Consider the following 12,005-nt stretch of genomic DNA (forward strand, 5'->3'; position numbering starts at 1 on the left):
CTATCTGAACGAGGGTGCTACGCTCCAAAAACCGGGGGTTTCCGGATGGAAACTAGCTAATGCCGCACAAATATTCTGAAAGCCCTTCCCGAAATTTTCTCTCCGATGCCCAGTGATAAGCACGAGCGGTTGCCCGTTTGCCATCAATTCAGCGGGGAGTTCGGGTATCAGAGGTGGGTTTGCATTGATTTTCTCAACTGCCATATATAATGCATCAATCACAGTGTTTCCGGTTACGTGAATGCTGTCAGGTTGAACACCTTCTCTTATCAAATTAGCCCGCGAGACTTTGGTAGGAGCAAAGTGCAGGTCCGAAAGGATAACTTAGAAGTGAAAAGTGCAAAACCAGAGCAGTCAAGCTAACTCTGGCTTGGATACCTAAAGGAGATTCATTTTACCGGCTGGAATTTTACAAGGCGTTGTTCCCTATGGCGTGCTAATGCTTAACCTCAAGTTTGCAGGCGGTTTTACTTCTTGTTTTGCAGTATCCAGATTAAATTTCAACACCCTATACCCGAAGGGTTCTAGATCCCCTACACTGAACAAGCCATCTTTGATAGTCGGAGCATCGCCACCACTGCTGTCCGCAATAATTGTTGCAACCTGATCCTGAACACCACTTAAAATGACAGATACCGAACCGCACGCCTTGGAAAAGTGGCCATTGACAATAACAAAATATACTCGGTCCTCATGAGCCAGACAGATAGAAGACACATACGGATTGGATCCGGTCAAAAGGTCACTGTTTGTTTTGGCACTTAGCGTCAGGCTGTTATCCGCCTTTAAAGAACGAGCCAGCCACTCTTGATTAGGAATTACGTCGTTCTTAATCAGATTATACGCATCGTTCCTAACATCCGTATTTGTCTGCATTCCATCGCTGCTTATCCCCCAGCCATAGATCTGATAAGCTCCTTTTGCAAAATAGGACACTGAAGCCCAAAATTCTAACGCCATATCCCGATACGTAGGAATTCTCTGATAACTCCCGGAACTGCTTCCCTGAGCAAATTGCCAGATAGCCTTACAGTTATCACCGGCAAGAGTGTCGGTTTGTAACGTCTTCATAATACCTTGCCAACTGTGGAATGAATTCCAACCAGGATCAATGACAAAAGGGTAGTAATCGATCCCAAAAGCATCCACTACATCGCCAATATCACCCCAAGTGACTCCATTATCTTCCTTGTAATGGTCAAATATCACAAGCAAATTCGGTGCAATTTCTTTTATTTTGTTATATGCAGCCAGCATCTCCTCTTTGGTATTACCCACACCTAATTCCTCGTATGATGTAGTACCCTCATCTGGAAACGTTATGGCAAAGAGTGCCTCATGATTCTTGATTCCATTTATGTAAGAAGAGAGTTTTGCTATGTCCCTCACCAAATTCCTTCCGATTCCACAAATCCCGAAAATGCCTGCATTGGAACAAGCATCAAGCATAGTCAAGGTGCGGTTGACGTCTCCAGAATAACCAGCCCACATGTCCAACACTACATTAAACCCATTGGCCGCAACCTCTTTCATAGATTCAGCACCGCAATTCCAAATGATCTTGGGATAAAAGAAAGATCCATTGGCGGTAATTGCACCAGTGCTTTTGTTGATAGAAGTAGCAACGTACGCGTGACTTAGTCCCAAAAAATATGTTGGAATCAAAAGCAAAAACACAGTTATCAGAAGCTTTCTCATATTACCCTCCAGTCAGGCCACCATCTAACCTTGTCACTCACCCAAAACGCGTGTTCATCAGATGTCTTTTTGCATAGGCAGAGCAAATTCTGTACCAGAAAAATAAGCTGAGTTCTGATCACATAAACTTTTGGGGTCAGGTCTTGAAATATCATTTTTTTCTCTTGACGGCTGCTATCTTGCTGACTGTCGTATAGTGGATTTCGAAACAATGTGTATTTTAGGGGAAGCCGTCGAAGGTGGCAAATCCCGCTGCTGCACCGCTTTTAGTTCGGATGCAAACTGCGTGGGTCAGATTCCGAGACAGTATCGAACAGCGTTTTCTACCTTCTCCATCACAGCACTGGAAACCCTTCCGGCGGCAACCAGTGGAAATCTTGCAGGATCAAGCGAGCGAATCTGAAAGCACAGGAATACCGTTTCCATGGCTAATTCACTGTCTTCCTGCTTTATCCGAACATTGGTCGGATAGTCCCTGGTGATGTTTTCGCCTTTTGTGCCAACCACAACGGTCACCACCAAAGGCAAGCTGTTGATGGCATCGGTGGACAGAACCAACACTGGGCGTTGCCCCGCCTGCTCTCTTCCCATAACCGGATTCAGATTGACGAAGTAGATTTCCCCGCGATGAATGGGCATTAGTTGTTTCCCAATCCATCGTTCTCCGCGCAAAAGAATTCCTCATTGATCATCTGCAGCTCTCTCTGGATGTCCGGGTCGGAGGCCATGATGGCCAATTGATCCTCGCGGCCGACCCATTCGCCACAGCTGTTCTCCCTAATATAACGTGCAAGCCGCTCCATCAGCCGCAGTTGCTCACTTGCGGACAGCCGTCGGATGCTCTCTTCAATTTTGGACAGCAAACCTTCACTCATCTTGTGTCTCCTCGGTTTTTTGTTGCCTCATATTTTACACCAGTTGCCTGGCAACCTTCCAGTCCTTCACTGTTTATGCTGATGGGGTCGGGGACCGTGAGACTTTGGTTTTGGGGGACGTCCATGAAATTATGCGTTTCTTTGTATTTTTCCAGCAGTTCACTTCTTTTGTCAGGGGTCGGACCGAGCCAAGTGTTTGAATTCCTGTATTAAACAGTCGAAAATATGCCGTTTGTTGTTCTTAGGTCCGGCATTTTGGCTCTGAAATGGGGGCGATAAGGAAAAGAGTTTTAAGTTTTAAGGGCTAAGTTTTAAGCAAAAGCAGGGTCTGCTGATGCAACATTTAGGGCTTAGACCGAGAGGGTCACCCATTAAAAGGCTCCGGGGGCTGCTCTTGGACGGCGAATAGGGGACGTTGCCACTATTCCACTATTTGAATATATTTGTCAGCGAATTCCTTGCCTTGTGCTGCTCTTCTTAATGCGCTGTAGCGTCGTATAGTCAGATAGCGCCCAACCTCCCGCCCGGTATAGCCCATCTGTTCGACAGCGATATAGCAAAAGACTGATTTTCCCCTGGACACAACCCTTTTCTTGCTCGCGGATCGAAGCTCCTTAACTTTAATGCCGAAAGAAGCAGCAATTCGAGCACAGAGCGTTTCGAGAGATTGTTTTGCTTGCGCCTGGCCGCAATGATCCGTTTTGCTCAACACCTGCGTTACGAAATGTCCGCTTCCTAATATTCTCTCATCAGCCTGCTCTCGCTCCCCTTTCGGACGTCCGAGCAAACCTTGCTTTTCTCCCCCAGCACTTCTGACCAACCCACCTCCCTGCAGGTCAGGCCTCGTGCCGTGTTTGATCCCATCTTCCACGAAATTACGATAGCTGCTGCGCGCCTCGCTCAGTTTATCCCCAAACTGAATAAGTACATTCGCAACCGTTTTTTCTGCAAGCACTATGATGTGGGACTGCTGAGCTCCCGCCGATGAAACGTCGGATGCGGTATCCCTGCACACGGGTACCTGTGCTGAGGCGATGGTCCCACCGGGTACAGTATGAAAGGGTTCCTGCAATTTCCGAGAATGCTGCTATGACCGGTCCACGGATACACATCGAGCTCTTCGAGATTCTTGACCAAGCGAGCTCTCAGTGGGTTCAGGTGGATGTAACGGATCAGTTCCAAAAAATAAGGATCCTCTTCGCAGACGATGGATTTGTAACGGTTTTGAAATAAATGTCCGACTCTCCTGTGCCGCCTGTTAAAGCTGACGGCGTATCCGGTCATCAAGCGGCGCATGACTTTACTGAGCGGGCTTGCCCCAGTTCGAAGCTACAGGTGGAAATGATTGGGAATTAGAGCCCATGCGTAGCATTGTGTCTGGGTCTCTTCCAGGATGATGCCCAGCCGGTTAAGAAAGTCGTTTCTGTCTTCATCATCTTTGAAGATTTCTTTGCGCTCTATTCCCCTTGCCATCACGTGCTGCAGGGGCCCGGGTGCGTCTAGACGAGGTTGGCGGGGCATGATTGAAGCTCAAAGCTGGAAGGTGAAAGCTGTCAGGGAAAAGGACCAAGGACTGAGTGCTAAGGCCTAAGTAACATCGGGGAATTTTATGCTTCCTCTGTTTGCCCTATAATTCTATAGACCCGGCGTTTTTATTCATGGACTGATTAAGGCCGGATATGCAGGGCTTTTTTCAAAGCAGTTGCGATCCGCTCCATGATATCGGCAGGCATGATCCCAAGTCTATTTTGAAGCACCGATTCGTGTACGACAGCAATCTTTTCTGCTTTCAGTAGAGAGGTCTTCTTAAGTCCTGTGCTCGCAAACTCTGCATGCGAATCATCAAGCAGCAGCCAAGTTTTGCGTAATGTCGCATCCGGTATTCGGGAGAAAACACCCATCACAATCACGTCCTCGCCGTGGACAGCAAGAACTAGAGCAGGCCGAAGTTTTGTAGTGGTTAGATCAGTGAAAGGGAAGCGTACCAGCCAGATCTCTCCGCGCTCAGGACTAGGCATCGTAGATGTCCTCACCCTCTTCTTCCCATTCGCGAAAACCGATGTTCGCCACTTGCATCATGGCTAGAGTCTGTGCGCGATCCTCGATCATATCGTTCAATACAAGCAGCTCATCTGCCGGCAGTTGAAAAACGATCCTCTTGATTTGCTCCAAGCTAAGCTCCATCGTGATGTGGGGCATCTTATTCAGCCTCCATTCCAGTAGCAATTGCAGTCATTTATTTCTCCTCAATGACAAGGCTAACCACAATATATCCGTTTTAAGGGAGAACGTAAATGTGGGTTAAGTTTTCTCATGCAATAGTTCATAGGCAAATAAAGGGGTCACCCATTAAAAAGCTCCGGGGGCTGCTCTTGTCTCTTCTGCACGGGGAAAAGAATGCTGAATTTATTTACTTTTTGGGGGACGTTATGTTGCGAGCTTGATTATGTTGTTTGTTGAGTAACCTTACCCCGCCTATCCTGCTATCCCGCCCCTTCCGCATGGAAGATACCCCGCCTGATACCCCGCTTCCAGTAACCCAACAGCGATTTAAGGGTTTTAGGGGCCGTTCTTTACTTTTACACATTTCACATCTTATAACCGCTACGCGCAATTCGTTTTCTTCCGGTCTTTGTCTTTTCTGCAACAGCAACCCCTGCAGTGTGTCTAAAATGGCGTTGGATTAAGCTATTATTCGTTCCTGGTTCCTGGTTCCTGGTTCGTTGTTCCTGGTTTGCGGTCGATGCTCCAGAGATCGTGCCGGCAGGATCTCGCTGTTGCATGAGCTCATTTTGGATTACGGGCGATTTCCATGTCGAAATGGAATTACGGCTGCAGGTAAATTGAACCACAGAGGCATCACGCAGAGTGTGACTTTGTTTTCAACTCAGCACGGGCATAGAGTTGATTGTTTTTTACCAGCCCAGAGGCGGTCGGTAAAAAGGACGCCCCAAAGGTGCATTTGCGGGGGCGGGCCAAACTATGTCTTTGAAATCTCAACCTTAGTGTCCCAGAAATAGATGCTTTCGAGGCCAATATCCCACTTTTCGGCTACAAAACTTGCGCTATCCGTTCATAATCTTCCGTTTGTTGTTCTCGGTTCTCGAGATTCCGTCTTGTTAAAATTTTTTCGGTAATCCGGCTTGCTTCAGAACACAATTGGCTGTATGGCGAGATTTGATCGTGCCGTCAACTATGAAGTGTCGCTCTGTTATTGGGCTATACCATATCTCATGGTCTCCCTTGCCATGGCGGATAAATTGGCATTCTGCCTGGCGCAGGAGCTTTTTCAATGCCGGACTGTAGTCAGCCATTCATACAGGCCTATAAGTTATAGTCTCGGTGCGTTCCGAAGATATATGCATTGGGATGTCCACCGCTTCGTCCTGGTCCAGCAACCCATTGGCTTCAAGGAGTTCTGGAATCATGGCTCTCAGTTTTCCTATCAGCTCGTCTGCATCTCCTGCTTCCGTGACAAGCCCGGGCACGTCATCGCTCGTTGCCACCCAGACTTCCGCCTCGCTGTCCCAGAATGCTTTAACATGAATTTCTTTCATCGGTGCAGCCCTTCTTGCGAGCAACCTGTCCTTAAAATGTTCTCAAAATCGACTTCAAGCATAAAAAATAGATAAAATTAGGGGACGTTGACAACTTCGAAACTTTTGGGGTCAGGTCTTGAAATATCATTTTTTTCTCTTGACGGCTGCTATCTTGCTGACTGTCGTATAGTGGATTTCGAAACAATGTGTATTTTAGGGGAAGCCGTCGAAGGTGGCAAATCCCGCTGCTGCACCGCTTTTAGTTCGGATGCAAACTGCGTGGGTCAGATTCCGAGACAGTATCGAACAGCGTTTTCTACCTTCTCCATCACAGCACTGGAAACCCTTCCGGCGGCAACCAGTGGAAATCTTGCAGGATCAAGCGAGCGAATCTGAAAGCACAGGAATACCGTTTCCATGGCTAATTCACTGTCTTCCTGCTTTATCCGAACATTGGTCGGATAGTCCCTGGTGATGTTTTCGCCTTTTGTGCCAACCACAACGGTCACCACCAAAGGCAAGCTGTTGATGGCATCGGTGGACAGAACCAACACTGGGCGTTGCCCCGCCTGCTCTCTTCCCATAACCGGATTCAGATTGACGAAGTAGATTTCCCCGCGATGAATGGGCATTAGTTGTTTCCCAATCCATCGTTCTCCGCGCAAAAGAATTCCTCATTGATCATCTGCAGCTCTCTCTGGATGTCCGGGTCGGAGGCCATGATGGCCAATTGATCCTCGCGGCCGACCCATTCGCCACAGCTGTTCTCCCTAATATAACGTGCAAGCCGCTCCATCAGCCGCAGTTGCTCACTTGCGGACAGCCGTCGGATGCTCTCTTCAATTTTGGACAGCAAACCTTCACTCATCTTGTGTCTCCTCGGTTTTTTGTTGCCTCATATTTTACACCAGTTGCCTGGCAACCTTCCAGTCCTTCACTGTTTATGCTGATGGGGTCGGGGACCGTGAGACTTTGGTTTTGGGGGACGTCCATGAAATTATGCGTTTCTTTGTATTTTTCCAGCAGTTCACTTCTTTTGTCAGGGGTCGGACCGAGCCAAGTGTTTGAATTCCTGTATTAAACAGTCGAAAATATGCCGTTTGTTGTTCTTAGGTCCGGCATTTTGGCTCTGAAATGGGGGCGACAAGGAAAAGAGTTTTAAGTTTTAAGGGCTAAGTTTTAAGCAAAAGCAGGGTCTGCTGATGCAACATTTAGGGCTTAGACCGAGAGGGTCACCCATTAAAAGGCTCCGGGGGCTGCTCTTGTCTCTTCTGCACGGGGAAAAGAATGCTGAATTTATTTACTTTTTGGGGGACGTTATGTTGCGAGCTTGATTATGTTGTTTGTTGAGTAACCTTACCCCGCCTATCCTGCTATCCCGCCCCTTCCGCATGGAAGATACCCCGCTTCCAGTAACCCAACAGCGATTTATGATCGACCCGGTTTCATCCTTTTTGCTTGGTGGAAGCGACTGGAACATGGCCTTGCATTCGCTCAAGAAGTGGACGAAAAGAGAAAGGATCGACGTAAATGGCCCCGGGGGCGGTGCAATTTGCACGATTAGCTGACAGCGCCTCCAGGCTAGAGCAAATGGGGTCGGGCCAAGCTATGTGGTTGAAATCCCATCATTAGTGTCGAAAGATAGCGCGTTTTCGGGGCGAATATCGTACCTTTTAGGCTCGGAATTGGCGTTATTCGTTTTTGGTTGTTCATTCTTCGCACTTGGTTCCCAGTCTTTTTGCTAATATTCGAGATCGTGATCGAAACTCTTAAACAGACGATAGCACCAACTCTTCAATTTCTTCCAACACTTCTTTTAAATTGGCAGGAGGTGCTGCCACGACCACGTTTTCAGCACGGTCGTGTTTGTGGTGGGGATAGGTGGGCAGCATTAGTTTCTTGTGATGACCGGTGTTGTCATATCGGAAAATCAGACGCCCGGAGCTGCTGGCGTATTGGTAGACCTACATGAGTCGCTCTTCTACGCCTTCAACGTCAACGAATTCGCGCACATACAAGATCGACTCGTCAATGAAGCTGATTTCCGCTTGAATGAAGCCGGCATGAGTGCTCCTCTTATCCAGAGCGATGCGGATAAGCTGCGCCAAAGAGCACGATTCGATTGATTCGCGGAATTTTGAAAAGTAGATTTCAATTCTCAAACCGGACGTTCCGAAGTGCTTCAATCTTTTCCTGGAGCCGCGCCAACAATCTCACCTCCCCAATCCACTCCGCAAGATCGAGAGTCTCTCCCAGTTCATCATTTTCATATCGAGTTAAGAATTCTGCGGTGGTCAATCCGTACCGTTTTTCAAAGGAATGCAATCTTGATTGGGTGCGGCGAAGGCCAGCCTCAAGAAGGCGCAGCTCATTGACTATCGCTGCTTCAATGAGCGGCTTCAGCTGCCGGTCTGAATCGGTAATTAAGGTGAGGGCTGCCATAATTTGTCCTCAATAACTAGGAAAAAATAGGGGACGCTGGTACTTTTGTTTTTATTCTGGCATAGGTTTGTTCCGCCAGCAATTCGCCCCCGCGATGAAAAACACCATAGCAAATTTGGGGTCAGGTCTTGAAATATCACTTTTTACACGTGCCGGTGGAATCCTTTCCAGAAGCGCCAACCCACTTGAACCTATTCGTTGTATAAAGCTGTTATTCCTTCCAGAAGAGCGGATGCTCACCTGTTTGGCAGTAGTAGCGAAAACGTCTTCTTGGGATAATCTATCGTCAGAACAAAGCTGCACAGAAAACTTTTCACCCCAAGCAAGGGAGTACTGAGATTTGGCATGAAATCTACCAGCACATCTTGTGTTGAGAAATCTTCGATCGCGATACGCGTAGTATGGCCGTATGCGACAGTAATTCCATTTCCGGTGCCAATTCTCCTTACCTGTCCCGCTTGCAGGTTATGATCGAGAATCGGAGCAAAAGAGGCAGGAAACGCGCATTCATCGGCTCCCGTGTCGACCAGGGCATACACCCGCACTTCCTTGCCGGTACTCGGGTTTGTGATTGTAATGGGAAGATATGGTCTGGCGATATCACCGGGCCTGACGATATGGAAAGGATATTCACGTAGCATGATCAAAGCCTAACATGGAATAAACATGTACCACTTCCTTTTCAGGCACATAGAGCAGCACCGGATTCTCATAACCTTTCGCGGCTGCATCCTCTAACGCCGTTTCAGGATCGTCCCCCACGCCAACGATGGTATTGTCGTCAAAGCCCTTCATCGCCACATAGCGACCATCATATTCCTCAGAAGTCACCAGAACCTTCTCCATGATATCTCCTTTTCGCCAGTAAAAAATTTGGGGTCAGGTCTTGAAATATCACTTTTTCACGTGGCGGCGTAATCTTTTTCATAGATAAAAGTAAGAGGGGTCTGCTCTTGACTCTTTTTCTTGTCTCTTGAAGGCATCATCCGCTTTCTATCAACGGACAGAATGGACAGTATTGTTGAAATCATTTCAGAATTGCAATCGTAATTTCACATTTTGAGCCAATTTAAGACGCCTAAACGAGCGCATGGCCGCGATGTGCGGCACCTGCCTTGATGCGATCAACCCAGTTTTGGGGAATTTGCACGCTTCCTAACACCCGTTACCTACCTTATAATCCAGCCCAAGATTGAATGAAATTTTTATTAAAGTAGGGTATTTTTATTATTGACATACATGCTATCAAGGTGGTAGCCTTTCATCACACTACAGGAGCACTTGATGGACCTCAAAGAATGGGCACAATTGCAGGAATCCCTATTGAAATCCCAGCTTAAAGTGATTCGCCAATTCTTGCGTGGTACGGAGCAGCCGGTTCGCAAAAAAACGGGTAGGTCTCAAATGGACGTTGTCCATGACGTACTCCAGGCGGCCGGAAAGCCCCTCCACGTTACCGAGATCATCGCCATGGCAGAAAAAGACTTCGGTGTGCTGCTGGATCGCGAGACCATTGTTTCCGCCCTGACCAAAAAAGTTAAAAGCGGCCGCATGTTCCAAAGAGTTGCTCCCAATACCTTTACACTTTTGGATAGGCAAGTGACATAACCACAAACCATTAACGACAGGTGCACGACAGGGTTGAGAAATCTTGCTGCTTTCAGCCTGGGAAATGTCTTGAGCAAACTCAATCGCATCCGTGTCCGTATCTGTCAAAAACATCACCGTCCATTCCTCTACGAGCCGAAGGCCCAAGCCCGAGATCTTCTGGCTCTCAAGCTACTCCTACCAGTCACGCCAAGGCGTGAGTATATCAGAATCGGCAGTTGCGGCCGCATTCAAGGGGGGACTTTCTCACGCCAATGGCGTGATTTGCTCAATGATCGATTTCTCTTTCGTTCGCTCCCTGGTTGCCGATCGGTACGGCATCTTGGGCATTGCCTATGACCCGGTAAGTCTTTTCCTGCTCTCACGCCTTGGCGTGATTTTGCTACCAGGAAAAGTGTCCAGATCTAAAAGCCTTTCTCGAAGCAGTGCACGATAAGGAAAGGGGAAAGCACTACCGGCTCTACTCAGGGCTTCGCCACTCCAACATCCCTTGCGAAGCAACCTTTACAAACTTCAAAGGGCGGCTGGGAAAAGAGCGCTGCCAAGAGATTTTCCAGGTACTTGTCGAGATCGCGGATCTTTTGGGATTCCTCTCCCATAAGGTTATTGCCATTGACGGTACGCTTTTCCCAACCAATGCCAGGTACAAAGGCTGCGCCTACTTTTCACCCGTATGCCGTTGCATCGAGTTTCATGGGCTGATAGAAAATGTTCGTAAAGGATTATTGTTTTGGGGAAATGGAGCGGTTACAAAGTCATAGCAGCTCTTTAAACTCTTCCAGAGTAAGCCCTGCATCCTTGACAATACCTGCCATCGTGCAGGCATCAACAGGATTTGCTCGAGGAATGGTGACGATCCGTTCACCATTGGTCATTGCTATGTGCTTTCCTTGCCTCGCTACCCAGAACCCCTTCTTTTCAAGAGCTTTCACTGCTCGCAGGTGATTTATCCCTGGCAATTTAGGCATGCGAGACATCGACGTACCTGGATTCCTGGTCAGCACTCAATTGATCGGCCACTTGCAGGTACGCTTCAATGGCATCTCTGATATTTTCCAGCGCCTCGTCTTCGGACTCCCCCTGAGACCAGCATCCTGGTAAGCCGGGAACCCATACAGCGTAGCCCTCTTCGGTCCTCTTAATGCGCACTTTGTATCTCATTCGTGTGCCTCGATTAGTGAAATTTGGGGTCAGGTCTTGAAATATCACTTTTTACACGTGGCGGTGGAATCCTTTCCAGAAGCGCCAACCCACTCAGGGGCGAAGGGCCAGAGGCCAGGGGTTAAAGGACTTTGAATAGTGTAATAGGGGTCGGACCGACTCAAGTAGTTGCAATGTCTTTAAAAGCAGGCAGAAGTATGCGGTTTTTTGCTCTTAGCCCCGCGATTTTGGCCTTGAAAGGAGGGGCCTAAGCAGAGGGATACAGGACTTCATATTATGGTTCAGTCTTTCTATTTTGCTTTTGACTTTAACAGGCAAACAGGATCTTGGCTTGACCTTTTTTACTGGGAAGTGTTAGCCCAATTGGGTTCCGGTACCTCGATGGTCGTCATTTGAGCCCCAGGCTCACAAGCAACTTCAGCTGTCAACATGTCTTCTGCACCAATTCTCAGTGACTCCAGCAGCTCCTGTTGTGTCTTTTCCTGTGCGTTCACCCCGGGGAAATCAATCAGCCATCCGATCCATCAGTCATCAACTTTCTTTATGATCGCCCTATACTTCATCCCCATCACCTCACGAAAGGTATATCCAGATCCTTGCATATCTTACGCGCCAGCTCATCGACGATCTCAGTATGCCCTGGCACTTAGGTCTTCACGGTCTTCAGCCCTTCTCTTTGATA

Annotated in this window: 18 protein-coding genes and 1 pseudogene; 1 reads left to right on the plus strand and 18 read right to left on the minus strand. The window is 48.0% G+C overall.

Annotation, left to right across the window (positions count from 1 at the left end; all coding sequences use genetic code 11):
- The 16 genes and pseudogenes from K1V27_RS22905 to K1V27_RS16655 form a co-directional block, all read right to left on the minus strand.
- Positions 1-321 carry a UDP-N-acetylglucosamine 2-epimerase gene (locus tag K1V27_RS22905; RefSeq protein WP_353740607.1) on the minus strand — a complete coding sequence of 107 codons (321 nt, stop codon included), beginning with the start codon at positions 319-321 and terminating at the stop codon, positions 1-3.
- Between the two features lie 105 nt (positions 322-426).
- A complete protein-coding gene (locus tag K1V27_RS16595) occupies positions 427-1,698 on the minus strand; it encodes a hypothetical protein (protein ID WP_258931168.1) in 1,272 nt (423 codons plus the stop codon).
- A 291-nt stretch (positions 1,699-1,989) separates the two neighbouring features.
- Entirely contained in the window at positions 1,990-2,337 is a 348-nt protein-coding gene (locus tag K1V27_RS16600) for a type II toxin-antitoxin system PemK/MazF family toxin (protein WP_258931169.1), read from the minus strand.
- Positions 2,337-2,573, minus strand: coding sequence for a hypothetical protein (locus K1V27_RS16605; protein WP_258931170.1), 237 nt, complete (start codon positions 2,571-2,573; stop codon positions 2,337-2,339). The genes K1V27_RS16600 and K1V27_RS16605 overlap by 1 nt, the downstream gene beginning before the upstream one ends.
- A 421-nt stretch (positions 2,574-2,994) precedes the next feature.
- The gene (locus tag K1V27_RS16610) at positions 2,995-3,528 is read right to left on the minus strand and encodes a hypothetical protein (protein ID WP_258931171.1); all 534 of its coding nucleotides are present in this window, start codon (positions 3,526-3,528) and stop codon (positions 2,995-2,997) included.
- A 374-nt stretch (positions 3,529-3,902) separates the two neighbouring features.
- Complete coding sequence (locus K1V27_RS23180; RefSeq protein WP_258931172.1) at positions 3,903-4,094, minus strand: hypothetical protein; 192 nt, start codon at positions 4,092-4,094, stop codon at positions 3,903-3,905.
- Between the two features lie 146 nt (positions 4,095-4,240).
- Complete coding sequence (locus tag K1V27_RS16620) at positions 4,241-4,591, minus strand: type II toxin-antitoxin system PemK/MazF family toxin (protein WP_258931173.1); 351 nt, start codon at positions 4,589-4,591, stop codon at positions 4,241-4,243.
- On the minus strand, positions 4,584-4,772 hold the full coding sequence (locus K1V27_RS16625) for a hypothetical protein (RefSeq protein ID WP_258931174.1): 189 nt from the start codon (positions 4,770-4,772) through the stop codon (positions 4,584-4,586). The genes K1V27_RS16620 and K1V27_RS16625 overlap by 8 nt, the downstream gene beginning before the upstream one ends.
- A 920-nt stretch (positions 4,773-5,692) precedes the next feature.
- Positions 5,693-5,887 (minus strand): type II toxin-antitoxin system HicA family toxin, encoded by a 195-nt coding sequence (locus K1V27_RS22915; RefSeq protein ID WP_353740605.1) that lies wholly within the window; start codon positions 5,885-5,887, stop codon positions 5,693-5,695.
- Positions 5,888-6,130 carry a DUF1902 domain-containing protein gene (locus tag K1V27_RS16630; protein ID WP_258931175.1) on the minus strand — a complete coding sequence of 81 codons (243 nt, stop codon included), beginning with the start codon at positions 6,128-6,130 and terminating at the stop codon, positions 5,888-5,890.
- A gap of 266 nt (positions 6,131-6,396) precedes the next feature.
- A complete protein-coding gene (locus tag K1V27_RS16635) occupies positions 6,397-6,744 on the minus strand; it encodes a type II toxin-antitoxin system PemK/MazF family toxin (protein WP_258931169.1) in 348 nt (115 codons plus the stop codon).
- Positions 6,744-6,980, minus strand: coding sequence for a hypothetical protein (locus K1V27_RS16640; protein WP_258931170.1), 237 nt, complete (start codon positions 6,978-6,980; stop codon positions 6,744-6,746). Before K1V27_RS16640 ends, K1V27_RS16635 begins: the two co-directional genes overlap by 1 nt.
- A gap of 901 nt (positions 6,981-7,881) precedes the next feature.
- Positions 7,882-8,061 (minus strand): annotated as a pseudogene (locus K1V27_RS22920) (toxin-antitoxin system TumE family protein); the annotation flags it as partial.
- A 15-nt stretch (positions 8,062-8,076) separates the two neighbouring features.
- Entirely contained in the window at positions 8,077-8,298 is a 222-nt protein-coding gene (locus K1V27_RS16645) for a hypothetical protein (RefSeq protein ID WP_258931176.1), read from the minus strand.
- A 492-nt stretch (positions 8,299-8,790) separates the two neighbouring features.
- Complete coding sequence (locus K1V27_RS16650) at positions 8,791-9,195, minus strand: retroviral-like aspartic protease family protein (RefSeq protein ID WP_258931177.1); 405 nt, start codon at positions 9,193-9,195, stop codon at positions 8,791-8,793.
- Positions 9,185-9,400, minus strand: a complete 216-nt coding sequence (locus tag K1V27_RS16655; protein WP_258931178.1) for a DUF5678 domain-containing protein — start codon at positions 9,398-9,400, stop codon at positions 9,185-9,187. The genes K1V27_RS16650 and K1V27_RS16655 overlap by 11 nt, the downstream gene beginning before the upstream one ends.
- A 438-nt stretch (positions 9,401-9,838) precedes the next feature.
- Here K1V27_RS16655 and K1V27_RS16660 point away from each other — a divergent pair, with 438 nt between their 5' ends.
- Positions 9,839-10,162, plus strand: a complete 324-nt coding sequence (locus K1V27_RS16660) for a winged helix-turn-helix domain-containing protein (RefSeq protein ID WP_258931179.1) — start codon at positions 9,839-9,841, stop codon at positions 10,160-10,162.
- A 755-nt stretch (positions 10,163-10,917) separates the two neighbouring features.
- On the opposite strand, the gene K1V27_RS16665 is transcribed toward K1V27_RS16660, so the two are convergent.
- Both K1V27_RS16665 and K1V27_RS16670 read right to left on the minus strand, forming a co-directional pair.
- Positions 10,918-11,130, minus strand: coding sequence for a type II toxin-antitoxin system HicA family toxin (locus K1V27_RS16665; RefSeq protein ID WP_258931180.1), 213 nt, complete (start codon positions 11,128-11,130; stop codon positions 10,918-10,920).
- Positions 11,123-11,323, minus strand: a complete 201-nt coding sequence (locus K1V27_RS16670; RefSeq protein ID WP_258931181.1) for a type II toxin-antitoxin system HicB family antitoxin — start codon at positions 11,321-11,323, stop codon at positions 11,123-11,125. The genes K1V27_RS16665 and K1V27_RS16670 overlap by 8 nt, the downstream gene beginning before the upstream one ends.
- Positions 11,324-12,005 lie beyond the last annotated feature (682 nt).

This window comes from Desulfoferrobacter suflitae (assembly GCF_022603395.1).
Lineage (GTDB): Bacteria > Desulfobacterota > Syntrophobacteria > Syntrophobacterales > Syntrophobacteraceae > Desulfoferrobacter > Desulfoferrobacter suflitae.